This is a genomic window from Streptomyces sp. NPDC052064, assembly GCF_055585925.1.
On sequence record NZ_JBVJJE010000005.1, the window covers coordinates 525,425 to 548,365 of the forward strand.

The following is a 22,941-nucleotide window of genomic DNA, read 5'->3' on the forward strand; positions in this document are numbered from 1 at the left end:
TGGCCAGGGGGACGCGGAAGGCTCCCGAGGTACGCGACAGCGCCGGAGGCGAGCCAACCGTGAGTCGACCCCGCATCGTGATCGTCGGTGCCGGCTTCGCCGGGTACCGCACGGCCCGCACCCTGTCCCGGATGACCCGGGGCCGGGCGCACGTCACCCTGCTGAACCCGACCGACTACTTCCTGTATCTGCCCCTGCTGCCGCAGGTCGCCGCCGGCGTCCTGGAGCCGCGTCGCGTCACGGTCTCCCTCTCCGACTCGCTGCCGGACGTACGGCTGGTGCTGGGCGAGGCCGACCGGATCGACCTCGACGGACAGACCCTGCACTACACCGGTCCCGAGGGCGACGGCGGCACGCTCGCCTACGACCGGCTGGTGCTCGCCGCCGGCAGCGTCAACAAGCTGCTGCCGATCCCCGGCGTCGCCGAGTACGCGCACGGCTTCCGGGGACTGCCGGAGGCGCTGTACCTGCGCGACCACGTGACCCGGCAGGTGGAGCTGGCAGCCGCCGCCGACGACCCCGAGTCCTGCGCCGCCCGGTGCACCTTCGTCGTGGTCGGCGCCGGTTACACCGGCACCGAGGTCGCCGCGCACGGGCAGATGTTCACCGACGCGCAGGTCCGCAAGCACCCGCTGCGGCAGGGCATGCGGCCGCGCTGGATGCTGCTGGACGTGGCGCCGCGGGTGCTGCCCGAGATGGACGAGAAGCTGTCCACCACCGCCGACCGGGTGCTGCGGCAGCGGGGCGTGGACGTGCGGATGGGCACCTCCGTGAAGGAGGCCACGCCCGACGGGGTCGTGCTGACCGACGGCGAGTTCGTCGAGACCCGGACGCTGGTGTGGTGCGTGGGCGTGCGGCCCGACCCGCTGGTCGAGTCCCTCGGGCTGCCGATGGAGAAGGGGCGGCTGCTCGTCGACCCGCACCTCCAGGTGCCGGGCCGGCCCGAACTGTTCGCCTGCGGTGACGTGGCCGCGGTGCCGGATCTGGAGAAGCCGGGGAGCTACACGCCGATGACCGCGCAGCACGCCTGGCGGCACGGCAAGGTCGCGGCGGAGAACGTCGCCGCCTCGCTCGGCCTCGGCGGCGCGCGCAAGCCCTACCGCCATCGCGACCTGGGCTTCGTCGTCGACCTGGGCGGTGCGAAGGCCGCCGCCAATCCGCTGGGCGTGCCCCTGTCCGGGGTGCCGGCGGGTGCGGTGACGCGGGGCTACCACCTCGCCGCGATGCCCGGCAACCGCGTCCGGGTCGCCGCCGACTGGCTGCTGGACGCGGTACTGCCGCGCCAGGCCGTGCAGTTGGGCCTCGTCCGGTCCTGGTCCGTGCCGCTGGACACGTCCTCGCCGGAGCTGGCCCGGGTGCCGGGCGGCCCGGGGCAGCGGCAGGATGCGAGCGCCCGTTCGGGGCCGGGGGCGGCGGTCGCGGCCGACACGTACGACGGGGGGACCGGCGCCGGGCCAGGGAAGGGCCGGGCCGGAGACGAACCCGCGAAGGGGCAGCCCGGATCCAGGGCGACGCAGGACCAGCCCGGATCCGGGACCGCACGGCGCCGATCGGAAGAGGAGCTGGCCAAGGGCCGCCCCGGTGGTGAACCGACCAGGAACCGGCCCGCCGACGAGCCTGCCAAGGGACCGCTCGGGGGCGGGTCCGCCAAGGGGCAGCCGGGGGCCGAGCCCGCGAAGGGGCAGCCGAGTGGTGAGTCGGCCAGGAATCAGCCCGGCGGCGAGCCCGCGAAGGGGCAGCCGAGTGGTGAGCCGGCCAGGAATCAGCCCGGCGGCGAGCCCGCGAAGGGGCAGCCGAGTGGTGAGCCGGCCAGGAACCAGCCCGGCGGTGAGCCCGCAAAGAACCAGCCCGAGGCCACCCCGCGGCCCCCGGCCGACCAGCCACCCCCCGGACCCGACACAGCCCCCGGCCCAGTCAAGCGATCCGACGCCCCGGACGACTCCGCGAAAGGAGACTCATGAACACCGGTGAACTCACCGACCTCGGACAGCAGCTGCGGGTGGACAGTGTCCGCGCTGCCGCCGCCGCGGGCTCCGGGCACCCGACGTCATCCATGTCCGCAGCGGACCTGATGGCCGTCCTGCTCGCACGCCACTTCCGCTACGACTTCGACCGCCCCGCCCACCCCGGCAACGACCGCTTCGTCCTCTCCAAGGGACACGCCTCGCCGCTGCTGTACTCCGCGTACAAGGCGGCCGGCGCCATCGACGACGAGGAACTGCTCACCTTCCGCACGCTGGGCAGCCGCCTCGAAGGGCACCCCACACCCCAGCGTCTGCCGTGGGTCGAGACGGCCACCGGCTCGCTCGGGCAGGGCCTGCCGGTCGGTGTCGGCATCGCACTGGCCGGCAAGCGGCTGGACCGCACCGGCTACCGCGTGTGGGTGCTGTGCGGCGACAGCGAGCTGGCCGAGGGGTCCGTGTGGGAGGCCGCCGAGCACGCCGGGTACGAGCACCTGGACAACCTCACCGTGATCGTCGACGTCAACCGGCTCGGCCAGCGCGGCCCGACCCGGCACGGCCACGACCTGGACGCCTACGCCCGCCGCTTCCAGGCCTTCGACTGGCACACCATCGAGGTCGACGGGCACGACGTGGACGCGATCGACCGCGCCTACGGAGAGGCCGCGTCCACCAAGGGCCAGCCCACCGCGATCCTGGCCCGCACCCTCAAGGGCAAGGGCGTCGAGGGCGTCCAGGACCGCGAGGGCCTGCACGGCAAGCCGCTGCCGGAGGCCGAGGAGGCGATCGCCGAACTCGGCGGCCCGCGCGACATCCGCGTCCGGGTACAGGAGCCGCCCGCCGCCCGCATGCTGCACTCGGTCCACACCGGGGACTTCGAACTGCCGACGTGGGACAAGGGCGAGGAGGTCGCCACCCGCAACGCCTTCGGGCAGGCGCTGGCCGCGCTCGGCACGGGCCGCGGTGACATCGTCGCCCTGGACGGAGAGGTCGGCGACTCCACCCGCGCCGAGTTCTTCGCCAAGGAGCACCCCGACCGCTACTTCGAGTGCTACATCGCCGAGCAGCAGCTGGTCGCCTCGGCGGTCGGGCTCGCGGCACGCGGCTGGGTGCCGTACGCCGCCACCTTCGCGGCCTTCCTGACCCGGGCCTACGACTTCGTCCGGATGGCCTCCATCAGCGGATCCGGCATCAACCTCGTCGGCTCGCACGCGGGCGTCGCCATCGGCCAGGACGGACCCAGCCAGATGGGCCTGGAGGACCTGGCGATGATGCGGGCGGTGCACGGCTCGACCGTGCTGTACCCCTGCGACGCCAACCAGACCGCGCGGCTCGTCGGCGCGATGGCCGGTCTGGAGGGCGTCCGCTACCTGCGCACCTCGCGCGGCGAGAGCCCGGTGATCTACGGCCCCGGCGAGGACTTCCCGGTCGGCGGGAGCAAGGTGCTGCGCTCCTCCAGCAGCGACCGGCTGACCCTCGTCGCGGCGGGCGTCACCGTGCACGAGGCACTGGCCGCCGCCGACGCCCTGGAGCGGGAGGGCATCCAGGCCCGGGTGATCGACCTGTACTCGGTGAAGCCCGTCGACCGGGCCACCCTGCGCCGGGCCGCCGAGGAGACCGGCTGCCTGGTGACCGTGGAGGACCACCACCCGGAGGGCGGTATCGGCGACGCGGTCCTGGATGCCTTCGCCGACGGACGCCCGGTACCGCGCCTGGTGCGGCTCGCCGTGCGGAGCATGCCGGGCTCGGCCTCCCCGGACGAGCAGCTGCACGCCGCGGGCATCGACGCCGAGTCGATCGCGGCGGCCGGGCGGCTGCTGGTGGAGGAGGCGGTCGTGCCGTGAGCGGCGGCGACGGCACGCGCGGGGTGCGGGCGGGCCGCCGCACCGTGGAGGTCCACCGGCCGGACAAGGTGCTCTTCCCCGGCGGCGGGGACGCCAAGGAGTACACCAAGGGCGATCTGGTGGACTACCACCGGGCCGTCGCGCCCTTCATGCTGCCGCACCTGCGCGGCCGTCCGCTGATGCTGGAGCGGCACCCGGACGGGCTCGACGGGCCCACGTTCATGCAGAAGAACACCCCGGATCACTACCCGGAGTGGATCACCCGCGTCGAGGTGGCCAAGGAGGGCGGCACCGTCCGCCACGTCGTCTGCGACGACACCGCCACCCTCCTCTATCTCGCCGACCAGGCCAGCATCACCCTGCACCGCTGGCTGTCCCGCGCCGACAGCGTCGACCACCCCGACCGGCTGGTCTTCGACCTCGACCCGGCGGAGGACGACTTCGACGCCGTGCGCGAGGCGGCCCGGCTGCTGGGGGAGCTGCTGGACGAGCTGGAGCTGCCCTCGGCGCTGATGACCACCGGATCGCGCGGACTGCACGCGATCGTGCCGCTGAACGGCCGGCACGACTTCGACGAGGTGCGCTCCTTCGCCCGGGACGTCGCCGACACCCTCGCCGACGCCCACCCCGACCGGCTCACCACCGCCGCCCGCAAGAAGGACCGCGGTGAGCGGCTCTACCTCGACGTGCAGCGCAACGCCTACGCGCAGACCGCCGTCGCGCCCTTCACGGTCCGGCCCCGGCCGGGCGCGCCCGTGGCCACCCCCATCACCTGGGACCAGCTGGACGACCCGGAGCTGCACGCCCGCCGCTGGACCATCGCCGACGCCCTGGAGCAGGCCCGCACCGACCCCTGGTCGGCCCTGCTGAACCGCGGCCGGGCGCTGGGACCGGCCCGGCGGCGGCTGAACGCCCTGCGCGGCTGAGCCCACGCGCGTGTCTCCCGGCAGGTGGCAGATGCATGCGCCCATAGAGGTTTGGCGAACACTCTTGCGGCCACACGGAGGGAGAGGTGGCCATGTCGAACACAAAAAACACGCAAGAGACACAGGGTTCACAGAAGTCTCAGGACTCTCAGAATTCGCGCAAACCGACTGACAACACGGCCGACGAGCGGCCGAACCCCATGGAGGTGCTGCGCCAGGCGCGTGGCCAGCTCGAGGAACTCACCGGCATGACCGCCGAGTCCGTGTCGTCCTTCGAGCAGACCGAGCACGGCTGGACTCTGGAGGTCGAGGTCCTCGAGCTCGAGCGCGTGCCCGACACGATGAGCCTGATGGCGAGCTATCAGGTGGAGCTTGACGGCAACGGGCAGCTCACGGGTTATCGCCGCGTCCGCCGCTATGAGCGGGGGCGGTCCGACCCGCGAAGGAGCGGCGGTCACTAGGACGCCCGACCGGACCCGAACCCACTGAACAGGATCCGCCCCAGAGACAAGGAGGGACATCCGGCATGACAGTCGTACCGGCACAGCAGACCGGCGGCGGAGGCGGCAGCAGCGGTCTCTACGACGTGCTCGAACTCGTTCTGGACAGGGGGCTCGTCATCGACGCATTCGTGCGAGTCTCCCTGGTCGGCATCGAGATCCTCAAGATCGACGTTCGCGTCGTCGTCGCCAGCGTCGACACCTATCTGCGCTTCGCCGAGGCGTGCAACCGGCTCGATCTGGAGGCCGGGCCGCGCAAGGACCCGGGCCTGCCCGACCTGGTCGGGGAGATGACCGAGTCCGGCGCGCGTGGCAAGTCCAAGGGGGCGCTGTCCGGCGCCGCCGAAACCATCTCGGACGCCTTCAAGCAGGCGCGTTCCGAAGGCTCCGAGCAGGAGACGGAGTCCCGTCCGCGAGCCCGTAAGAGCACGTCCGCCCGCCGGAAGGAGGAGCAGGAGTGAGCACCTACGTCTACGGCATCGCGGCGAGCTCGCATTCCGGGCTCCCCGAGGGCATGGGCGGTGTCGGCGACCCGCCGCGCCCGGTGCGCATTCTGCGCGAGGGCGACCTGGCGGCCGTCGTCAGCGAGGCGCCCGAAGGTCTGCGGCCCAAGCGCAAGGACCTGCTCGCCCACCAGAACGTGCTCAGCGAGGCGGGCGCGGCCGGCTGTGTGCTGCCCATGCGGTTCGGCAGTGTCGCCCCGGACGACAACTCGATCACCGCGGTCCTCGCCGAGCGTGCCGAGCACTACAAGGAGCGCCTGCGGGCCCTGGACGGCCGGGTCGAGTACAACGTCAAGGCCAACCATGTCGAAGAGGCCGTACTGCACCAGGTGATGGCCGAGAACCCGGACATCCGCGGTCTCGCGGAGGCCAACCGGCAGGCCGGTGGTGGCGGTTACGACGACAAGATCCGGCTGGGCGAGATGGTCGCGGCCGCGGTCAAGGCCAGGGAGGCCGAGGACGCCGCCGCACTCCAGCGCGTCCTGGAACCGTCCGCCGAGGCCGTGAGCGTGGGCCCCGAGTCCACCGGCTGGCTGGCCAACGTGTCGTTCCTGGTGGACCGGGAGTCCGCCGAGAACTTCCTGGCGGCCGTGGAAGAGGCCCGCAAGGGCCTGCCGCACCTGGAGGTGCGGGTCAACGGACCGCTGCCGCCGTACAGCTTCGTCGAGCCCGGCCCGACCGAGCCGGCGGGCACCGTGGCGAGTGGCACGGACACCGGAGTGGGGTGACGACGTGGGCCTGATCTCGGAGGTGCTGCTGCTGCCGTTCGCACCGGTGCGCGGCAGCGCCTGGGCCGTCAGACAGGTGCTCCAGGAGGCCGAGCGGATCTACTACGACCCCTCCACGATACGGGCAGAACTGGCGCGCTTGGAGGAGCAGTTGGAGGCGGGAGAGGTCACGGAGGAGGAGTTCGACCGTCTTGAGGACGAACTGCTCGACCGGTTGGAGATCGCTTCGCGCGGGAGCGCGGGAACGGGCAACGGGACGACGCAATGAACCGAATGGGACTGGGTCTCGCCGTGGGGGCCGGATACCTCCTGGGACGGACCAAGAAACTGAAGATGGCGGCGGCCGTCGGCGGCCTGGTGGCCGGGAAGAAGATGAACCTGAGCCCGCGCATGGTCGCGGACCTGGTCCAGCAGCAGCTGCGGAACAACCCGCAGTTCAAGGAGATCGGCGACCAGCTGCGACAGGACCTGCGTGGTGTCGGCAAGGCGGCCTCCGGCGCCATGGTCGAACGGCAGCTCGACGCCTTGGCCGACCGGCTGCACGGCCGTACGGCCCAGGTGCGCGACCAGCTGGCGGGCGTGGTGCCCGGAGCGGGCGACGCCGAGGCCGAGGACGCAGAGGACGAGGAGCCCGAGGACGAGGAGCCTTCGGACGAGGAGCCCGAGGACGAGGTGCCTTCGGACGAGGAGCCCGAGGACTCCGGGTCGGAGGAGGACGAGGAGCCGGAGCCGGCCCCGAAGGAGGCGGCGAAGAAGGCTCCGGCCAAGAAGGCACCGGCCAAGAAGGCACCGGCGAAGAAGACGGCGAAGAAGGCCCCCGCCACCAAGGCCCCCGCCAAGAAGACGGCGGGCCGGAAGGCGGCGGCGAAGAAGACCACGGCCGCGAAGAAGGCCACCTCCGCAGGGAACAGGGGCGGCAGCTCCCGGACCCGGCGGTCGAAGGGAGGCGGTGAAGGATGACCGACACCCTCGGATCAGCGACCTCCGCCGCGAGCGGAGCGACCAAGAACCCGCTCACCGACGTGGCACACAGCGAGGCCGCCGACCGGCTGAAGGCCGAGTTGCAGGAGTACCTCGCCGCCCAGGCCACCCGCATGCTGACGGGTGTGGGCCGCAAGCTCGGCGAGACCACCGTCAGACTCAACGACATCGCCGAGGGCAAGAGCCCCGGCTTCGCCCAGCTCGCCCTCGAAGGCGGGCGCAAGCTCGCCGAGGGCAAGGGACCCGTGCGGGCCGCCCTGGAGACCGGCACCTCGCGCGCCAAGGACAAAGTGGCCGGCGCCCTGAAGAACCTGGGCGGTGGCAAGGGCAAGGGCAAGAATTCGGGCAGCAAGTCGACCGTCATCATCGAGCACATCGACGTCGGCGTGCCCGTGCGCACCGCCTACGACCAGTGGACGCAGTACCAGGACTTCAGCACCTTCGCGAAGGGCGTCAAGAGCGCCGACCGCGAAGACGACACCACCTCCGACTGGCAGATGAAGGTCTTCTGGTCCAACCGCAGCTGGAAGGCGAAGACGACCGAGCAGGTGCCCGACAACCGCATCGTGTGGACGTCGGAGGGCTCCAAGGGCACGACGAAGGGCGTCGTCTCCTTCCACCGGCTCGCCGACGACCTCACGCGGGTCATGCTGGTCATCGAGTACTACCCGTCGGGCCTCTTCGAGAAGACCGGCAACATCTGGCGTGCCCAGGGCCGCCGCGCCCGGCTCGACCTGAAGAGCTTCGCCGGCTTCATCACTCTCAAGGGCGAGGCGGAGGACGGCTGGCGCGGCGAGATCCGCGACGGCGAGGTCGTCCGCAGCCACGAGGACGCGCTCGCCGAGGAGGAGTCCGAGGAGGAGCGCCCCGAGGGCGAGGAGCCCGAGGACGAGTACGCCGAGGAGGAGCCGGAAGAGGAAGGCGAAGAGGAACCTGAGGGCGAGAACGAGGACGAAGCCGAGGCCGAGTACGACGAGGAGGAGGCCGAAGACGAGGAAGAGCCCGAGGAAGAGGCTGAAGGGGAGTACGAGGAGGACGAGGACGAGGCCGCCGAGGACGAAGACGAGTACGCCGAAGGCGGGAGCCGGCGATGACGACGCCCAGCAGGAGGATGCCCGAACCGTACGGCTACGGCCAGGGGAGCGGCGCCAACCTCGCCGACATCCTGGAACGGGTGCTGGACAAGGGCATCGTCATCGCGGGCGACATCCGCATCAACCTGCTCGACATCGAACTCCTCACCATCAAGCTGCGTTTGATCGTCGCCTCGGTGGACAAGGCGAAGGAGATGGGCATCGACTGGTGGGAGACCGACCCGGCACTGAGCTCGCGGGCCCGCCGTGATGAACTGACCCGTGAGAACGCCGAGTTGCGCGAGAGGCTGGCCCGGCTGGAGGAACTGGAGCCCGGCCGTGCGCAGAAGAAGGAGGCACCGTGACCGGACTGCGGTACGTCTACGCCGTCTGCCGCCCCTTCGGCACGCCGCTCCAGTCCCAGCTGTCGGGGGTGGCGGGTGATCCGCCCAGAGCGCTGACCCACCACGGCCTCATGGCCGTGGTCAGCCACGTACCGGAGCGGGACTTCGCGGAGGAACCGCTCCGCGCCCATCTGGAGGACCTCGACTGGCTCACCGAGACCGCCCGCGCCCACCAGGGCGTCATCGACGCGCTCACCACCGTCACGACCCCGCTGCCGCTGCGGCTCGGCACCGTCTTCCGGGACGACAGCGGTGTACGGACGATGATGGAGGCCCGCGAAGAGGACTTCCGGCGCACCCTCGAGCGGCTGGAGGGCCGGGTCGAGTGGGGCGTGAAGGTCTACGCCGAGTCCGAACCGCAGGAGAGCGCCCGGCCCGCGCAGAAGGCCGCGTCGGGCCGCGACTACCTGCGCCAGCGGCGTATGCAGACCAAGTCGCACGAGGAGATGTGGCAGAAGGCGGAAAGCTTCTCGAGCCGACTGCACGAGGAGCTTTCCGCTTTCGCGGAGGATTCCCGGCTGCATCCCCCGCAGAACCCCGCGCTTTCCAAAGCGACCGGGCGGAACATACTGAATGCCGCCTATCTCGTGCCGCGCGCGCATTCCGAGGAATTCGTGGAAATGGTGGATCGCACGAAGGGCGAGGTGCCCGGAATGCGCGTCGAACTCACCGGCCCCTGGGCGGCCTATTCGTTCGCCGGGGAGGCCACATGACCGACGGGGAGAAGCCTTGACCGTAGTGGAACGCCGTGAGGTCGCCCTCGTGGACCTGCTCGACCGGCTGCTCGCCGGCGGTGTCGTGATCACGGGGGACGTCACGCTGCGCATCGCAGACGTCGACCTCGTCCGTATCGACCTCAACGCGCTCATCAGCTCGGTGAACGCCCAGGTGCCCTCCCCGTTCGAGGAGTTGCTGTGACGTCGTCCGACCAGCCCGCCCAGAACCCGCGGCCGCGCCGCAACCGGCTGGACCTCGAACCCGACACCGTCGAGCGTGACCTGGTCAAACTCGTGCTCACGGTGGTGGAACTGCTGCGCCAGCTCATGGAGCGCCAGGCGCTGCGCCGGTTCGACGTGGGGGACCTGAGCGAGGAGCAGGAGGAGCGGATCGGGCTCACGCTGATGCTGCTGGAGGAGCGGATGGCGGAACTGCGCGACCGCTACGGACTGCGGCCCGAGGACCTCAACCTGGACCTCGGGCCGCTCGGACCGCTGCTTCCCCGCGACGGGGGCTAATTCACCACCTGTACCACCGGCCCCTGCCTCCGGTCGCCGACGTACCACGGACGAAGAATCCCAGCAGCCACAGAACGAGAACCGCCAACGCGATCCACCATAGAACCTTCACTGCGAATCCGGCGCCGAAAAGAATCAAGGCCAGAAGCAGCACCAGCAGGATGGGAACCATAATTCTAACCTCCTGCTTTTAGGGTGTCCCCGAATCGGTGTTTCAGGCGTCCTTTCGGCAGAGAATTTCTCCGTGCAGCACGCTGAACCATCCGTCCTCCCGCTCTCCCCACTGCCGCCAGGCGTCGGCCACGGCCCGCAACTGCGCTTCGCTCGCGTGCCCGCCCAGCCGGGCCCGGTCCGCGTATGCCGACGCCAGCGTCCGGTCGGCCCACAGCCCGCTCCACCAGGCCCGCTCCTCACGCGTGGCGAAGGTCCAGGTGCCGGAGGTCGCCGTGACGTCCGTGAACCCGGCTCGCAGCGCCCACGCCTTCAGCCGGCGCCCGGCATCCGGCTCACCGCCGTTGGCCCGGGCGACCCTGCGGTAGAGGTCCAGCCAGTCGTCGAGACCCTCGGACGCCGGGAACCAGGTCATGGCCTCGTAGTCCGCGTCCCGCACGGCGACGAGACCCCCGGGCTTCACCACCCGCCTCATCTCGCGCAGCGCCCGCACCGGATCCCCCACGTGCTGAAGCACCTGGTGGGCGTGCACCACGCAGAACGTGTCGTCCGGGTAGTCCAGGGCGTGTACGTCGGCGACCGCGAAGTCGATGTTGGCCAGCCCGCGCCCGGCAGCCGTGGCGTGCGCCCGCTGAAGGATCTCCGGCTCCCGGTCGACGCCGGTGACATGCCCGTCGGGCACGAGCCCGGCCAGGTCGGCGGTGATGGTGCCCGGCCCGCACCCGACGTCCAGGATCTTCATATGGGGGCGCAGCGACGGCACCAGATACGCGGCCGAGTTGGCGGCGGTCCGCCAGGTGTGCGAACGCAGCACCGATTCGTGGTGCCCGTGCGTGTAGACAGCGGTCTCCCGTGGTTCCGGCATGGCGGATCCACCCCTTCCGTTCGGGTCGGCAGGGGATCACCGTATGCAGTCCGGCCGCATTCTGAGACCGTATTCCCGCTAAATGGACTGACGGTATGTCAGTCAGCGCGGATCGGCCGGTAGACGGTCAGCGCCTCGGGCAGCTTCTCCAGGGTGACGCGGCCCTCCACTTCGATGACTTCACCGTCGTAGGCGAGGAGCGTGCCGGGCGCCACGTGATCCAGACGCAGCCGTCCCACCTGGACGGCGGCGTGGGCGGGGGAGCGGGTCAGCGGCCCCGCGAGGGCGGCGGCGAGCAGCCGGACCGCCGGCCGGCGCCCGCCGTGCACGACCCGCACATCGAGCTGCCCGTCCGCGAGGTCCCTCCGGCGCCCGGACGCCAGCCCCATGCGGTGATAGGTGCCGTTCCCGGCGAACAGCAGCCACAGGGGGCGCGTACGGCCCTGGAACTCGGCCTCCAGCGGGTGCCGGTCGGCCCGCAGCACGCGCAGGGCCGCGAGCACGCCGGCGGGCCAGCCGCCGATCCGGTGCGACCAGCGCTCCCGCTCGCGCACCAGCTCCGGGTAGACGCCGACACTGCACGTGTTGAGGAAGACGCCGTGCTTCCCGCCGCAGGAGTACCGGCCCACGTCCACGCGCACGGCCTCGCCCTCACGCAGCGCGCGGGCCAGATCGCGTACGTCCTCGATGCCCAGGTCGAAGGCGAAGTGGTTGAGGGACCCGCCCGGCAGCACCGCGAGGGGCAGGTGGAAGCGGAGCGCGACGCGGGCCGCGGTGTTCACGGTGCCGTCGCCGCCGCACACGCCGAGGACCCGGGCGCGGGCGGCCGCTTTCTCCAACTCGGCGGCCACGTCTCCCGGCTCGCACTCGACGACCTCGGCCCGGGGGAGGGCGTCCCGCAGGGCACGGGCGCGCTCGGCGCTCCCCGCGGCGGTGTTCGCCACCAGCACGAGTCCCTCGCCGTCCGGCAGCGCCGGGACCTCGGCGCGGGGGCGGGCCGGCGGGGCGACCTGGCCGCGCGTCGGCACCATGCCCCGTACGGCGAACGCGGCACCGACGCCCAGGGCGGCGCCCGCCAGGACGTCGCTCGGGACATGCGCGCCGCTGCGGACGCGGGAGAGGACGACGGAGGCGGCCACCGGGGCGACGACCGTGCCCCAGGCGGGGGACTCCAGGGCGACACCGGTCGCGAACGCGGCGGCGGACGCGGCGTGGCCGGAGGGGAACGAGGTGGTGATCCGCCGCCGCTTCAGCTGCCCGATCAGCGGGACCGGGGCCGGTGCCGGGCGGGGGCGACGGACCGTGCGCTTGCCGAGGGCGTTGACGGTGAGGGAGGCGAGGCCGAGTGAGGCCAGTCCGCGGGCCGCGGCGCGGCGGGCGCGAGGGGTGCGGGTGGCCGCCAGGGCGGCGGCGGCCGCGAACCACAGGGCGCCGTGATTCGAGCTGCGGCTCCGGCGGGGGAGGACGGGGTCCGGGACGGCGGGCGTCATGGGATGCGGGTACCCGGAGGGGGGTGGCCACACCGGCCGCCCACGGGCAGGCTCGGGGGTGATCATCGTGACCGAAGAGGGGGATCCGAGGTATGAGCGGGCTAGTGACGGCGGTCAGCAGCAACGGGGCGTACTCGTTCACCAAGCCGAACCGGGACAGCATCAGGCTGCTCGCCGGTCTCGGGGTGGAGGGGGACGTGCACGCCGGAGTGACGGTCAAGCACCGTTCGCGCGTCGCACAGGATCCCACCCAGCCGAATCTGCGGCAGGTGCACCTCATGCACGAGGAGCTCTTCGCCGAGGTCGGTGAAGAGGGGTTCAAGGTGGCGCCCGGCGAACTCGGCGAGAACATCACCACGCAGGGCATCGATCTGCTCGGTCTGCCGGTCGGCACGTTGCTGCGCATCGGCGACACCGCGGTCCTGGAGGTGACCGGCCTGCGCAATCCCTGCATCCAGATCGACAACTTCCAGGACGGGCTGCTGAAGCGGGTCGTCGGCCGTGACGAGGCGGGAAACGTCGTGCGCAAGGCCGGGATCATGAGCGTGGTGCGGGAAGGGGGCGTGGTGCGTCCCGGCGACCCGATCGAGGCGGAACTCCCCACGGGCCCGCACCGGCCCCTGGACCGGGTCTGAGCCGACGCCTTCCAGGTGCTCGGCGTTGTCGCTGGGGCCGGGTCGGTGCGCAACTCGGCGCGACGAGGTGCCTCCCCCAAGCTCTTCGAGCAGCCCCCAGCGCCCACCCTCCCCCAAGCTCTCGACTTCGCTCGAGCAGGGGCCCCATCGCCCCAGCGGCACGACCGCCCGCAGCTGAGGCACCTGAGCGGGACCACCGCGCCGCCGACCCGCGCACGGCCCCGACCCACACCCGCGCACAGGCGCAGGTGCGCCCCCATCGGAAATGGGTTTGCCCAGCGCGTCGGTCGCCGCCCAGAATCGCGCCCATGGGTCACCTCGAAGCCGCGCATCTGGAGTACTACCTGCCTGACGGAAGGGCGCTGCTGGGCGATGTGTCGTTCCGGGTGGGGGAGGGGGCCGTCGTCGCCCTCGTGGGGCCCAACGGGGCCGGGAAGACGACCCTGCTCCGGATGCTCGCCGGTGAGCTCAAGCCGCACGGCGGATCCGTCACCGTCGGCGGCGGGCTCGGCGTGATGCGGCAGTTCGTCGGGTCCGTACGCGACGAGACGACCGTACGGGACCTGCTCGTGTCCGTCGCCACACCCCGCATCCGCGAGGCGGCCCACGCAGTGGACACCGCCGAGCACGCCCTCATGACCGTCGACGACGAGGCCGCCCAGCTGAAGTACGCCCAGGCCCTCGCCGACTGGGCCGAGGCCCGCGGCTACGAGGCCGAGACGCTGTGGGACATGTGCACCACGGCCGCGCTCGGCATCCCGTACGACAAGGCGCAGTGGCGCCAGGTCCGCACCCTCTCCGGCGGTGAGCAGAAGCGGCTCGTTCTGGAGGCCCTCCTGCGCGGCACCGACGAGGTGCTCCTCCTCGACGAGCCCGACAACTACCTCGACGTCCCCGGCAAACGCTGGCTGGAGGAACGGCTCGCCGAGACCCGCAAGACCGTGCTCTTCGTCTCCCACGACCGCGAACTCCTCGCCCGCGCGGCCCAGCGCATCATCTCCCTGGAACCGAGCCCCACCGGCGCCGACGCCTGGGTACACGGCGGCGGCTTCGCCACGTACCACGAGGCCCGCCGTGAACGCTTCGCCCGCTTCGAGGAGTTGCGCAGGCGCTGGGACGAGAAACATGCCCAGCTGAAGAAGCTGGTGCTGAACCTGCGTCAGGCGGCGACCATCAGCCACGAGCTGGCCTCCCGCTACCAGGCCGCCCAGACCCGGCTGCGCAAGTTCGAGGAGGCCGGGCCGCCGCCCGAGCCGCCGCGCGAGCAGGACATCAGGATGCGGCTCAAGGGCGGCCGCACCGGCGTCCGTGCCGTCACCTGCGAGCGCCTGGAGCTGACCGGCCTGATGAAGCCCTTCGACCTGGAGGTCTTCTACGGCGAACGCGTCGCCGTCCTCGGCTCCAACGGCTCCGGCAAGTCCCACTTCCTGCGTCTGCTCGCCGGCGACGACGTGACGCACACGGGCAACTGGAAGCTGGGAGCCCGGGTCGTACCCGGCCACTTCGCGCAGACGCACGCGCACCCGGAGCTGGAGGGCCGCACGCTGCTCGACATCCTGTGGAAGGAGCACGCGCAGGATCGCGGCGCCGCGATGTCCCGGCTGCGCCGCTACGAGCTGACGAACCAGGCCGAGCAGACCTTCGACCGTCTGTCAGGCGGTCAGCAGGCCCGCTTCCAGATCCTCCTGCTGGAGCTCCAGGGCGTGACGGCGCTGCTGCTGGACGAGCCGACCGACAACCTGGACCTGGAGTCCGCGGAGGCGCTCCAGGAGGGCCTGGAGGCCTTCGAGGGGACGGTCCTCGCGGTCACGCACGACCGCTGGTTCGCCCGCTCCTTCGACCGCTACCTGGTCTTCGGCAGCGACGGCCGGGTCCGGGAGACCCCGGACCCGGTCTGGGACGAACGCAGGGTGGAACGGGCCCGCTAGGGGCCCGCCACCCCGCTCACTTCCAGCGGAGCAGCGCCCCGAGTCCGCCCACCGGCACCTCCTGCGCCTCCTGCGTCTTCTGCTCCGAGACCGCCAGCGCGGGCGCGTCCGTCGCCACGGCCGACCGGATCAGCGCGTCGTCCGCCCGGGCCGGCCAGGAGTGCTGCTCGCCGAGGATCTTCAGATCCGTACGCCGCACCGCCACCTGGTCCGGGTCCTCGCCGATCCACACCTCGCGGTGCGCGTCCGGCCCGTCCAGCCTGATCAGCAGCTCGTCGATGCGGTGCTCACGCGCCGCCTCGATCAGCGCGGGCACGCCCTCCACGGCACCGGCCCGGCCCTCGTCGTCCGGGTTCCGGGCGGCCAGGAACCGCTCCAGTTCCGCCGCGGCCCGCCGCCGTACGTGGTCGGTCCGGGCCCGCTCCACGTCGTCGTCGAGCAGCCGGCTGCCGCTGCCGTGCGGTGCCTCGACGACGAGGTCGTGCAGCCGCTTGGGCAGCCGCTCGTGCACGGACCGCCGCTCACGGTCGTCACCGACGAGAATCAGCAGGTCGGCACGGGTTTCCTCCTGGCACACGGCGAGCGCGTCGGCGATCTCCGCGGCGTTGTGCTCCCAGGTGTTCTCCACCCGCAGCTGGAAATGCCGCTCGGACCAGTCCACGGAGCTCGTCCGGTGCACCGGCCACTGGCGCCCGGTGACGCTTCCGGCGCCCTCGCTGCCCAGTCCGCTGCGCAGCTCGAAGTTCGCGCCCTTGCGGTCGACGTACGCCACCACGCACACCGGGTCCTCGCCGGCCAGCTCCAGCAGCGGCGTGACACGCGGCAGCGGGGCCCATTCGGCCCAGTCGCCGCCCTGCGGGGGACGGGCCAGCGGCGGGTCGAGGATCACCTCGCCGGCGCGGGCGAACAGGGCCCGGCCGTGCGGTTCGGAGGAGTGCCGCAGGTCCTCGATGGCGCTCTGTACGGCCCGGCAGGTCGCCTCGTCCGCGCCCTGGTGGGCCAGCTGCCTGGCCATCGCCTGGGCCGTGAGCTGACGCTCGTGCGGGGTGTCCTCCGTGTGCCGGGAGGTGTCGACGTACACCGAGGCCCAAGGCCCGGGGTGTTCGTAGAGTGGGTGCAGAAAGGCGAGATCCATGGCTCCCTCCCGGATGCCGCTCGGGGTAGTGCTCAGTTGCTCCCCGGGCGGGTACCCGGACCGCATGAACGAACACGACGAGCGGGGCAACACCATGACCGGAGTGGACCCTGACCGGCTGGACGACCAGCAGCTCATGAAGGAGCTGGAGACCATCCACCGCACGCGCCACGACACGCTGCTCTACGGCTCGAACGACGCGCTGCGGGCCCACAACGAACGCATGGCGCAGCTCGAGGGCGAGTTCCTGCGCCGCAACCCGCGCCGCCCGGTGGCCGCGGGCCGCACACGCGAAGGGGCCCGGGAGCGGGGGAGCGGGGAGTCGACGACTCCCACGACCCCCGGCACCTGAGCCCCTCACAGGACAGCACCGGAACAAAGCGAGCCGGACTGCACCGGCGTGACGCGAGCCGGACCGCACCCGGCATACACGAGCCGGACCGCACCCGGCATACACGAGCCGGACCGCAACCGGCATGACTCGAGCCGGACCGCACCGGCATGACGCGAACCGGACCGCACCGCACAAGCGCGGCCCGGCCCCCGGCCCGGCCCGCCGGCTCAGCGCCGCACCGGCCCCCGCCCCCAATGCCGGTGCGTCGCGATCACGTCCACGAACGCGTTCAGGAACTCCTCGCTCGCCGGACCCGGCGACGTGTCCGTCACCACGCCCTGGTCCGTGACCACGCGGTGGAACTCCGTCGACAGCCTCAGCCCCTCGGGCTCCAGCGCCGACAGGACGCCCACGCCCGAGCCGAGTGCGCCCACCGGTTTGCCGTGCCGGAAGGCGTCCCGCACGAACCGCACAGCGTCCGGGTCGGCCACCGTCGGCGGGGTGCCGACGGGCCCGCCGGGCAGCAGCACGGCGTCGTACAGCACGGACGCCACGGTCGGCAGCGCACGGTCGACCGCGTACGTCTCACCGTCGGACCCGGTGATCGTCCCGTCCGTCGCGGCCAGCGCCTCGACGATCGCCCCCTCGGCGGCCAGCCGCTCCCGCACGGAGGTGATCTGCTCTGCGTCCACCCCGTCGGTGACGAGCACTGCGATCTGCCGGGTCCGGATCGAACCGTCCCCGCGCTGCGACTCCAGACTGACCGCGGGGGAGGCCGCCTTGGACGAAGCCTCCGCACCGGACGGCTCCGGCACCCCGACCCCCCGCGCCACCTGCACCGCCAGCTCCCCGTCGACCTTGGCCAGGTGCTCGACGGTACGGACCCGCACGGTCATCGCGCCCACCTTGCCGAGCTCGAACCGGAACGCCTCGACGATGTGCTGCTTCTCCCAGTCCGCCATGCTGTTCCAGAACATCGCCGGCTGGCTGTAGTGGTCCTGGAAACTGGGGCTGCGGCGCCGGATCTTGTGGCCGTCCACCCGTTCGGCGTAATGCGTGTAGGCGCTTCCCCCGGCGCCCGCGTGGGCCGGGCAGCCCCCGCCGAGCGAGTTCGGGAAGTAGTTCGTGCCGGAGTGGATCGCGCTCTGGTGGTAGCCGTCGCGCTGGTTGTTGCGCACCGGCGCGACCGGCCGGTTCACCGGCAGCTGCGAGAAGTTGGGCCCGCCGAGCCGGATCAGCTGGGTGTCCAGGTAGGAGAAGTTCCGCGCCTGGAGCAGCGGGTCGTTGGTGAAGTCGATGCCGGGGACGACGTTCGCCGTGTGGAAGGCGACCTGCTCGGTCTCCGCGAAGAAGTTCTCCGGGTTGCGGTCCAGCACCATCCGGCCGATCGGCCGCACCGGCACCTGCTCCTCCGGGATGATCTTCGTCGGGTCGAGCAGATCGAAGTCGAACGCGAACTCGTCCTCCTCCGGCACGAGTTGCACGCCCAGCTCCCACTCGGGGTACTCGCCCGCCTCGATGGCGTCCCACAGGTCACGCCGGTTGAAGTCCGGGTCGCGGCCCTGGCACTCCTGCGCCTCGTCCCACACCAGCGAGTGCACGCCGAGCCGCGGCTTCCAGTGGAACTTCACGAACGTGCCCTTGCCGTCCGCGTTGACGAACCGGAAGGTGTGCACGCCGAAGCCCTGCATCATGCGGTAGCTGCGCGGGATCGCCCGGTCCGACATCAGCCACATGATCGCGTGCAGCGTCTCCGGCTGGAGCGACACGAAGTCCCACAGGGTGTCGTGCGCGGACGCGCCCGTCGGGATGTCGTTGTGCGGCTCGGGCTTCACCGCGTGCACGAAGTCCGGGAACTTGACGCCGTCCTGGATGAAGAAGACCGGGAAGTTGTTCCCGACCAGGTCGTAGTTGCCCTCCGACGTGTAGAACTTGGTCGCGAAGCCGCGTACGTCCCGCACGGTGTCCGCCGAGCCCTTCGGGCCCTGCACGGTCGAGAACCGTACGAACACGGGCGTCCGCACGGCCGGGTCCTGGAGGAACGCCGCACGGGTGAACTCCGCGCAGGACTCGTACGGTTCGAAATAGCCGTACGCGCCCGCGCCCCGCGCGTGCACCACCCGCTCCGGGATCCGCTCGTGGTCGAAGCGGGTGAGCTTCTCCCGGAAGTGGAAGTCCTCCATCAGCGTCGGGCCGCGCTCGCCCGCCGCCAGGGAGTCGTCGGTGTGGTCGACCTCGACGCCCTGGTCGGTGGTGAGCGGCCCGCCGGCCGGATCGTCCGCCCTGAACACCTCGCGCTGTTCCTGCTTGCGGTCGGCGGGAGAGGCCATCAGGCGGCCTCCTTGGCGAAGACGTCGAGGAAGGTCTCGCAGAACGCCTTCAGGTCGTCCGGCTTACGGCTGGTGACCAGCTTGTTCGCGCCGTGGTCACAGACCTGCACCTGCTCGTCGACCCAGGTGCCGCCCGCGTTGCGGATGTCGGTCCGGAGGCTCGGCCAGGAGGTCAGCGACCGGCCGCGTACGACGTCCGCCTCGACCAGCGTCCACGGCGCGTGGCAGATCGCGGCCACGGGGCGGCCCTGCTCGAAGAAGTCCCGGACGAACGCGACGGCCTCGTCGTCCATCCGCAGGAAGTCCGGGTTGGCCACGCCGCCCGGCAGCACCAGCGCACCGAACGAGCCGGGCGAGGTCTGGCCCACGACCTCGTCCACGGGGAAGGTGTCCGCCTTGTCGAGGTGGTTGAACGCCTGGATCTCGCCCTGCTTCGTGGACACCAGCACGGGTTCGTGCCCGGCGTCCTTCGCGGCCTGCCACGGATCGGTCAGCTCGACCTGCTCGACGCCCTCGGGGGCCACCAGAAAAGCGATGCGCATGATGCTCAACGTCCTTTCCCGGAGCGCGCGGCAGTCCGGTGCGCCGCGTCGCTCCTCGCGTTCTTCTCGTTCTTGCGGTTCCTGCGGCCCGTGCGCACGCACCGCAGCAACTCCTCGCCGTACGGCAGCAGCACGCAGGTGCCGATCGCCGCGGCGATGCCCGCCAGATAGCCGCGCGACAGCGGCCGCCGGCGCGGTACCAGCCGCCACGCGTCGGGATCCCCGCGGCCGCCGCGCAACAGCGACTTCACCTGGTCGGCGTGCAGGCACATCAGGGAGGCCAGCGCCCCGAACGGCAGCGATTCCAGAAAGCTGTGGATGTGCTGCTCGATGGGCTTGACCTTCCGCTCGCTCTCGACGGCCGTACGGACGTCCCACAGCGCCGTCGCCTCGTGCGCCGCGGCCCCGCCCAGCTGCACGCTCAGCAGCAGCGGGTTGACCTCGTAGCGCGGCGTCAGCGCGATCGGGATGCCGACCTCGGCCATCATCAGCGTGGGGGCACCTCCCACGCCCTTAAGGCAGTGGGGGAGGATCAACGACTCCTTGGTGCCCGCGGTCTCCTCGATCCGGGTCCGCCGGTGCATCACCCAGTCGGCCACCCCGGGCACGAACCAGCTGGGCAGCAGCCCGTACAGCAGGTAGCGGGTCGTGGCGTCACCGACGTCCACGTCCCCCACGCTCGGCTTCGCTCGCGCGGGGGGACCCCCATCGCCACTGGCACTGATCTCCTTCGCCTGGTCGGTGCTCACGCACCACCTCGGGCGTCCGGTTCGGCGCGGCTGATGTCGGCGAGCGCCGAGGCGGGGTCCTCGGCCTCGGCCAGGTCGCCGAGGCTCACCATCCCCACCGGCAGCCCGTTCTCCACCACCGGCAGCCGGCGCACCGCGTGCTCGCGCATCAGCGTGACCGCGGTCGTCACCCGGTCGTCCGGCGTCACCGTCACCGGATCCGGCGTGCACACCGAATGCGCGCTCACCGTCATCGGGTCGGCACCGTCGGCCACCGCCCGCACCGCGATGTCACGGTCGGTGAGCACGCCGATCACGTCCTGCCCGTCGGCCACCACCACGTCGCCGATGTTCTGGGTGCGCATCAACTGCGCCGCCTCGACGAGCGAGGCGTCCGGGCGTACGGCGACCACACCCGGGGTCATCACGTCCTTCACCAACTCGGCCATCGTCGAAGGCCCTCCTGTTCCCCGTCCGGCGGGGGGCACCGCGGGCGGGCCGACCCGCCCGCAGCGCCCCCGGTGCGGTCCCTACGCGTACTCCTCCGGTCCGGTCTCCCGGGCCCTGACCAGGGCCTGGGCCAGCTCCTGGACATTGCCGTAGCGCTCCTGGCGCGGCAGCCGCTCCAGGGCCTCGACGAGGGCGTCGGGCGCCTGGTGGCCGCGCAGCTCGCGGGCCAGGTCGCGCGCGCTCGCGGGGAACACCCGGCGGCCCAGGATCCGGGCCAGCTCCAGGCGCACCGATTCCAGGGACGTCGGCGCACGGCTCGGCGTCACCGGCCCGTACGCGACCTCGGGGTCGTCCTCGGCGGCCGGCTCCGGGTCGTGCCACTCCTCACTGCGGGTGGGGTGCCCGGACCTGAGCAGCCCCTGGAGTTCGTGCTTCATCTCGTCGTCGCGGTGGACGCTCAGCCGGTCGCTGCCTCGCTGCATGTCTCCCTCCAGACGGTCGGGGGTCCGCACCGCGTACCCGAACACCGGGGGCCGACACGGGTTCGGCAGCCCGGATCGGTGCCGTGCGCACTGGTTTGCGCCACGGCCTGCGGGAGACCCGGATCACACCCCCCACTCATCTCTGGGGAAGGACGCGCCATGGCGATGCTCGCTGTGCTCATTCCGCTGTTGATGCTCGGAGTGGTGCTGGTGCTGGGCCGTTACGAGGAACTGCTGCTGCCGCAGGACGACGCCGACCGGCACGAACCGGTCGGCGTGCCCCCCGCGGCGGCTGTCGGACGATGGGAAAGAGTTCAGTCGCCGAGGGCGTGACCTGGGGACTGAACTCTTTTCCGTGCATCCGTGACCGCTGATCTGCGCAACGATCAGTTCAGTGCGCAGCCGTGTACCAGGCCAGGCCGTCGCGTAACAGGCCTCGGCCAACGAGGGCTCTGAAGAGAGTGGGAGGCATCATTTCGCTTTGCGCCAGTGACACGTCCGGCGGATCGACAGCCCACGAGCGTGGGAGGTCTCTGATCCTTTGCTGCGCGAGTTCGGCGAACCTTTCAGCTTTGGCGCGGTAGTCGCCTCCAGTGACGAGCTGGAGCCCGTAGATGGATCGCACCTGCGATCAGCAGCGGGTTAGCGGAGTCAATGTGAGTCGTGGTTCCTGGTGACCTGAGTCAGAGATTCGTCGGCAGTAGGCGGCTACTTTGTCGAGGATCTCGTCGGCGGTTCTTGGTCCAGATGAACGGCCTGGGGTGTTCGTTCCAGTTGGTGAGCCAAGTGCGGATGTCTCGTTCCAGGGCTTGGACGGAGCGGTGGACGCCTCGCTTGAGCTTCTTCTGCGTGAGCTCGGCGAACCACCGTTCCACGAGGTTCAGCCAGGACGAACATCGAGGTCAGCGGGGGACTTCCTTGTCGAGCTTGGTCAGAAACTTCTTGAACTCGACGGCCCGGTGGCGCCGGTGCAGGGAGCCGATCACCTTGCCGGTGGCGACTTCCAGGGCGGCGAACAGGGTGGTGGTGCCGGCGCGGACGTAGTCGTGGCTGCGGCGTTCGGGGACGCCGGGAACCATCGGCAGCACGGGCTGGGATCGGTCGAGAGCCTGGATCTGGGACTTCTCGTCCACGCAGAGGACCAGAGCCTTCTCCGGAGGGTCGAGGTAGAGGCCCACGACATCGCGGACCTTGTCGATGAACAGCGGGTCCGTGGACAGCTTGAACGTCTGCGACCGGTGCGGTGCCAGGGCGAACGCCCGCCAGATCCGCGAGATCGCCGACTGCGACATGCCCGTGGCCGCCGCCATCGACCTGGTCGACCAGTGGGTCGCGTTCTTGGGCTTCTCCTCGAGCGTCTTGACGATGACCCGCTCGACGTCCGCGTCGGTGATCTTCCGCGGGACGCCGGGCCGCGGCTCGTCGGACAGGCCGTCCAGGCCCCGTTCGAGGAAACGCCGCCGCCAGGTGCGGACCGTGTCCGGAGTGACCCGCAGCCGACGTGACACCTCCATGATCGAGTGCCCGTCCGCGCACTCCAGCACGATCCGCGACCGCTGGGCCAGCGCCTGAGCCGTCGTGCGGCGACGCACCCAGCCCTCCAGCACGGCCCGCTGGGCATCGGTCACTGACAACGGCGGATCTTCGGACCCGGAGGACTCATACCGAACCAACGACGAATCTCCGACTCAGGTCA

The 22,941-nt window shown here is 71.4% G+C and carries 26 protein-coding genes and 1 pseudogene; 17 read left to right on the forward strand and 10 right to left on the reverse strand.

The features are described from left to right. Window positions 1-59 precede the first annotated feature (59 nt). The 13 genes from ACZ6TU_RS16790 (at window position 60) to ACZ6TU_RS16850 (ending at window position 10,155) form a co-directional block, all read left to right on the forward strand. Window positions 60-1,961, forward strand: coding sequence for an NAD(P)/FAD-dependent oxidoreductase (locus tag ACZ6TU_RS16790; RefSeq protein ID WP_469549060.1), 1,902 nt, complete (start codon window positions 60-62; stop codon window positions 1,959-1,961). Then, the gene (locus tag ACZ6TU_RS16795) at window positions 1,958-3,805 is read left to right on the forward strand and encodes a transketolase (RefSeq protein WP_467670230.1); all 1,848 of its coding nucleotides are present in this window, start codon (window positions 1,958-1,960) and stop codon (window positions 3,803-3,805) included. Before ACZ6TU_RS16790 ends, ACZ6TU_RS16795 begins: the two co-directional genes overlap by 4 nt. Continuing rightward, the gene (gene ligD / locus ACZ6TU_RS16800; RefSeq protein WP_469549063.1) at window positions 3,802-4,731 is read left to right on the forward strand and encodes a non-homologous end-joining DNA ligase; all 930 of its coding nucleotides are present in this window, start codon (window positions 3,802-3,804) and stop codon (window positions 4,729-4,731) included. The genes ACZ6TU_RS16795 and ligD overlap by 4 nt, the downstream gene beginning before the upstream one ends. A 92-nt stretch (window positions 4,732-4,823) precedes the next feature. Next, window positions 4,824-5,192 carry a gas vesicle protein GvpO gene (locus ACZ6TU_RS16805; protein ID WP_467670328.1) on the forward strand — a complete coding sequence of 123 codons (369 nt, stop codon included), beginning with the start codon at window positions 4,824-4,826 and terminating at the stop codon, window positions 5,190-5,192. Between the two features lie 65 nt (window positions 5,193-5,257). Next, window positions 5,258-5,692, forward strand: coding sequence for a gas vesicle structural protein GvpA (locus tag ACZ6TU_RS16810; RefSeq protein ID WP_010038714.1), 435 nt, complete (start codon window positions 5,258-5,260; stop codon window positions 5,690-5,692). After that, complete coding sequence (locus ACZ6TU_RS16815; RefSeq protein ID WP_467670234.1) at window positions 5,689-6,462, forward strand: GvpL/GvpF family gas vesicle protein; 774 nt, start codon at window positions 5,689-5,691, stop codon at window positions 6,460-6,462. The genes ACZ6TU_RS16810 and ACZ6TU_RS16815 overlap by 4 nt, the downstream gene beginning before the upstream one ends. A 4-nt stretch (window positions 6,463-6,466) precedes the next feature. Continuing rightward, window positions 6,467-6,730, forward strand: a complete 264-nt coding sequence (locus tag ACZ6TU_RS16820; RefSeq protein WP_467670236.1) for a gas vesicle protein GvpG — start codon at window positions 6,467-6,469, stop codon at window positions 6,728-6,730. Beyond that, entirely contained in the window at window positions 6,727-7,422 is a 696-nt protein-coding gene (locus ACZ6TU_RS16825) for a DNA primase (protein ID WP_469549066.1), read from the forward strand. The genes ACZ6TU_RS16820 and ACZ6TU_RS16825 overlap by 4 nt, the downstream gene beginning before the upstream one ends. Beyond that, window positions 7,419-8,537: an SRPBCC family protein gene (locus ACZ6TU_RS16830; protein ID WP_469549069.1), complete on the forward strand. Its 1,119-nt coding sequence runs from the start codon at window positions 7,419-7,421 to the stop codon at window positions 8,535-8,537. Before ACZ6TU_RS16825 ends, ACZ6TU_RS16830 begins: the two co-directional genes overlap by 4 nt. Then, complete coding sequence (locus tag ACZ6TU_RS16835) at window positions 8,534-8,881, forward strand: gas vesicle protein (protein ID WP_307178507.1); 348 nt, start codon at window positions 8,534-8,536, stop codon at window positions 8,879-8,881. The genes ACZ6TU_RS16830 and ACZ6TU_RS16835 overlap by 4 nt, the downstream gene beginning before the upstream one ends. Continuing rightward, on the forward strand, window positions 8,878-9,633 hold the full coding sequence (locus ACZ6TU_RS16840; protein WP_467670242.1) for a GvpL/GvpF family gas vesicle protein: 756 nt from the start codon (window positions 8,878-8,880) through the stop codon (window positions 9,631-9,633). The genes ACZ6TU_RS16835 and ACZ6TU_RS16840 overlap by 4 nt, the downstream gene beginning before the upstream one ends. Before the next feature lie 16 nt (window positions 9,634-9,649). Next, a complete protein-coding gene (locus ACZ6TU_RS16845) occupies window positions 9,650-9,838 on the forward strand; it encodes a gas vesicle protein (protein WP_029181094.1) in 189 nt (62 codons plus the stop codon). Beyond that, window positions 9,835-10,155 (forward strand): gas vesicle protein K, encoded by a 321-nt coding sequence (locus ACZ6TU_RS16850; protein ID WP_086560742.1) that lies wholly within the window; start codon window positions 9,835-9,837, stop codon window positions 10,153-10,155. The genes ACZ6TU_RS16845 and ACZ6TU_RS16850 overlap by 4 nt, the downstream gene beginning before the upstream one ends. Window position 10,156: 1 nt before the next feature. Here ACZ6TU_RS16850 and ACZ6TU_RS16855 read toward each other — a convergent pair whose 3' ends face one another. From ACZ6TU_RS16855 to ACZ6TU_RS16865, 3 genes are all read right to left on the reverse strand, one after another. Further along, entirely contained in the window at window positions 10,157-10,327 is a 171-nt protein-coding gene (locus ACZ6TU_RS16855; protein WP_059420075.1) for a hypothetical protein, read from the reverse strand. A 42-nt stretch (window positions 10,328-10,369) separates the two neighbouring features. Beyond that, a complete protein-coding gene (locus ACZ6TU_RS16860) occupies window positions 10,370-11,191 on the reverse strand; it encodes a class I SAM-dependent methyltransferase (RefSeq protein WP_467670244.1) in 822 nt (273 codons plus the stop codon). A gap of 98 nt (window positions 11,192-11,289) precedes the next feature. Beyond that, on the reverse strand, window positions 11,290-12,681 hold the full coding sequence (locus ACZ6TU_RS16865; RefSeq protein WP_467670246.1) for a diacylglycerol/lipid kinase family protein: 1,392 nt from the start codon (window positions 12,679-12,681) through the stop codon (window positions 11,290-11,292). A gap of 92 nt (window positions 12,682-12,773) precedes the next feature. On the opposite strand from ACZ6TU_RS16865, the gene ACZ6TU_RS16870 reads away from it, so the two are divergent. Both ACZ6TU_RS16870 and ACZ6TU_RS16875 read left to right on the forward strand, forming a co-directional pair. Beyond that, a complete protein-coding gene (locus ACZ6TU_RS16870; RefSeq protein WP_467670248.1) occupies window positions 12,774-13,316 on the forward strand; it encodes an MOSC domain-containing protein in 543 nt (180 codons plus the stop codon). Between the two features lie 308 nt (window positions 13,317-13,624). Next, window positions 13,625-15,244 carry an ABC-F family ATP-binding cassette domain-containing protein gene (locus ACZ6TU_RS16875; RefSeq protein ID WP_467670250.1) on the forward strand — a complete coding sequence of 540 codons (1,620 nt, stop codon included), beginning with the start codon at window positions 13,625-13,627 and terminating at the stop codon, window positions 15,242-15,244. Window positions 15,245-15,260: 16 nt separating this feature from the next. On the opposite strand, the gene ACZ6TU_RS16880 is transcribed toward ACZ6TU_RS16875, so the two are convergent. Next, complete coding sequence (locus tag ACZ6TU_RS16880; protein WP_467670252.1) at window positions 15,261-16,379, reverse strand: baeRF2 domain-containing protein; 1,119 nt, start codon at window positions 16,377-16,379, stop codon at window positions 15,261-15,263. 64 nt (window positions 16,380-16,443) lie between these two features. Here ACZ6TU_RS16880 and ACZ6TU_RS16885 point away from each other — a divergent pair, with 64 nt between their 5' ends. Continuing rightward, window positions 16,444-16,731 (forward strand): DUF6158 family protein, encoded by a 288-nt coding sequence (locus ACZ6TU_RS16885; RefSeq protein ID WP_010038687.1) that lies wholly within the window; start codon window positions 16,444-16,446, stop codon window positions 16,729-16,731. 209 nt (window positions 16,732-16,940) lie between these two features. Here ACZ6TU_RS16885 and ACZ6TU_RS16890 read toward each other — a convergent pair whose 3' ends face one another. The 5 genes from ACZ6TU_RS16890 to ACZ6TU_RS16910 all read right to left on the reverse strand — a co-directional run bounded on the left by ACZ6TU_RS16890 (window position 16,941) and on the right by ACZ6TU_RS16910 (window position 21,245). Beyond that, window positions 16,941-19,043: a catalase gene (locus ACZ6TU_RS16890; protein ID WP_469549077.1), complete on the reverse strand. Its 2,103-nt coding sequence runs from the start codon at window positions 19,041-19,043 to the stop codon at window positions 16,941-16,943. After that, window positions 19,043-19,585, reverse strand: coding sequence for a type 1 glutamine amidotransferase domain-containing protein (locus tag ACZ6TU_RS16895; protein ID WP_469549081.1), 543 nt, complete (start codon window positions 19,583-19,585; stop codon window positions 19,043-19,045). Before ACZ6TU_RS16895 ends, ACZ6TU_RS16890 begins: the two co-directional genes overlap by 1 nt. Before the next feature lie 5 nt (window positions 19,586-19,590). Continuing rightward, on the reverse strand, window positions 19,591-20,334 hold the full coding sequence (locus ACZ6TU_RS16900; RefSeq protein ID WP_469549084.1) for a diguanylate cyclase: 744 nt from the start codon (window positions 20,332-20,334) through the stop codon (window positions 19,591-19,593). Further along, on the reverse strand, window positions 20,331-20,762 hold the full coding sequence (locus ACZ6TU_RS16905) for a CBS domain-containing protein (protein WP_469549086.1): 432 nt from the start codon (window positions 20,760-20,762) through the stop codon (window positions 20,331-20,333). The genes ACZ6TU_RS16900 and ACZ6TU_RS16905 overlap by 4 nt, the downstream gene beginning before the upstream one ends. Before the next feature lie 81 nt (window positions 20,763-20,843). After that, window positions 20,844-21,245 carry a DUF2795 domain-containing protein gene (locus tag ACZ6TU_RS16910; RefSeq protein WP_467670260.1) on the reverse strand — a complete coding sequence of 134 codons (402 nt, stop codon included), beginning with the start codon at window positions 21,243-21,245 and terminating at the stop codon, window positions 20,844-20,846. 159 nt (window positions 21,246-21,404) lie between these two features. Between ACZ6TU_RS16910 and ACZ6TU_RS16915 the strand changes: the two genes are divergently transcribed. Next, on the forward strand, window positions 21,405-21,578 hold the full coding sequence (locus ACZ6TU_RS16915) for a hypothetical protein (protein WP_467670262.1): 174 nt from the start codon (window positions 21,405-21,407) through the stop codon (window positions 21,576-21,578). 298 nt (window positions 21,579-21,876) lie between these two features. Here the strand turns inward: ACZ6TU_RS16915 and ACZ6TU_RS16920 are convergent. Then, window positions 21,877-22,918 (reverse strand): annotated as a pseudogene (locus ACZ6TU_RS16920) (IS630 family transposase). Between the last annotated feature and the right edge of the window lie 23 nt (window positions 22,919-22,941).

What these genes read in the sequence shown, in the direction of transcription:
- ACZ6TU_RS16795 (WP_467670230.1), top strand. Translation starts at nt 1,958, where the DNA reads ATGAACACCGGTGAACTCACCGACCTCGGACAGCAGCTGCGGGTGGAC.
- ACZ6TU_RS16805 (WP_467670328.1), top strand. Translation starts at nt 4,824, where the DNA reads ATGTCGAACACAAAAAACACGCAAGAGACACAGGGTTCACAGAAGTCT.
- ACZ6TU_RS16810 (WP_010038714.1), top strand. Translation starts at nt 5,258, where the DNA reads ATGACAGTCGTACCGGCACAGCAGACCGGCGGCGGAGGCGGCAGCAGC.
- ACZ6TU_RS16825 (WP_469549066.1), top strand. Translation starts at nt 6,727, where the DNA reads ATGAACCGAATGGGACTGGGTCTCGCCGTGGGGGCCGGATACCTCCTG.
- ACZ6TU_RS16830 (WP_469549069.1), top strand. Translation starts at nt 7,419, where the DNA reads ATGACCGACACCCTCGGATCAGCGACCTCCGCCGCGAGCGGAGCGACC.
- ACZ6TU_RS16835 (WP_307178507.1), top strand. Translation starts at nt 8,534, where the DNA reads ATGACGACGCCCAGCAGGAGGATGCCCGAACCGTACGGCTACGGCCAG.
- ACZ6TU_RS16855 (WP_059420075.1), bottom strand. Translation starts at nt 10,327, where the DNA reads ATGGTTCCCATCCTGCTGGTGCTGCTTCTGGCCTTGATTCTTTTCGGC.
- ACZ6TU_RS16860 (WP_467670244.1), bottom strand. Translation starts at nt 11,191, where the DNA reads ATGCCGGAACCACGGGAGACCGCTGTCTACACGCACGGGCACCACGAA.
- ACZ6TU_RS16865 (WP_467670246.1), bottom strand. Translation starts at nt 12,681, where the DNA reads ATGACGCCCGCCGTCCCGGACCCCGTCCTCCCCCGCCGGAGCCGCAGC.
- ACZ6TU_RS16870 (WP_467670248.1), top strand. Translation starts at nt 12,774, where the DNA reads ATGAGCGGGCTAGTGACGGCGGTCAGCAGCAACGGGGCGTACTCGTTC.
- ACZ6TU_RS16875 (WP_467670250.1), top strand. Translation starts at nt 13,625, where the DNA reads ATGGGTCACCTCGAAGCCGCGCATCTGGAGTACTACCTGCCTGACGGA.
- ACZ6TU_RS16880 (WP_467670252.1), bottom strand. Translation starts at nt 16,379, where the DNA reads ATGGATCTCGCCTTTCTGCACCCACTCTACGAACACCCCGGGCCTTGG.
- ACZ6TU_RS16885 (WP_010038687.1), top strand. Translation starts at nt 16,444, where the DNA reads ATGAACGAACACGACGAGCGGGGCAACACCATGACCGGAGTGGACCCT.
- ACZ6TU_RS16890 (WP_469549077.1), bottom strand. Translation starts at nt 19,043, where the DNA reads ATGGCCTCTCCCGCCGACCGCAAGCAGGAACAGCGCGAGGTGTTCAGG.
- ACZ6TU_RS16895 (WP_469549081.1), bottom strand. Translation starts at nt 19,585, where the DNA reads ATGCGCATCGCTTTTCTGGTGGCCCCCGAGGGCGTCGAGCAGGTCGAG.
- ACZ6TU_RS16905 (WP_469549086.1), bottom strand. Translation starts at nt 20,762, where the DNA reads ATGGCCGAGTTGGTGAAGGACGTGATGACCCCGGGTGTGGTCGCCGTA.
- ACZ6TU_RS16910 (WP_467670260.1), bottom strand. Translation starts at nt 21,245, where the DNA reads ATGCAGCGAGGCAGCGACCGGCTGAGCGTCCACCGCGACGACGAGATG.
- ACZ6TU_RS16915 (WP_467670262.1), top strand. Translation starts at nt 21,405, where the DNA reads ATGGCGATGCTCGCTGTGCTCATTCCGCTGTTGATGCTCGGAGTGGTG.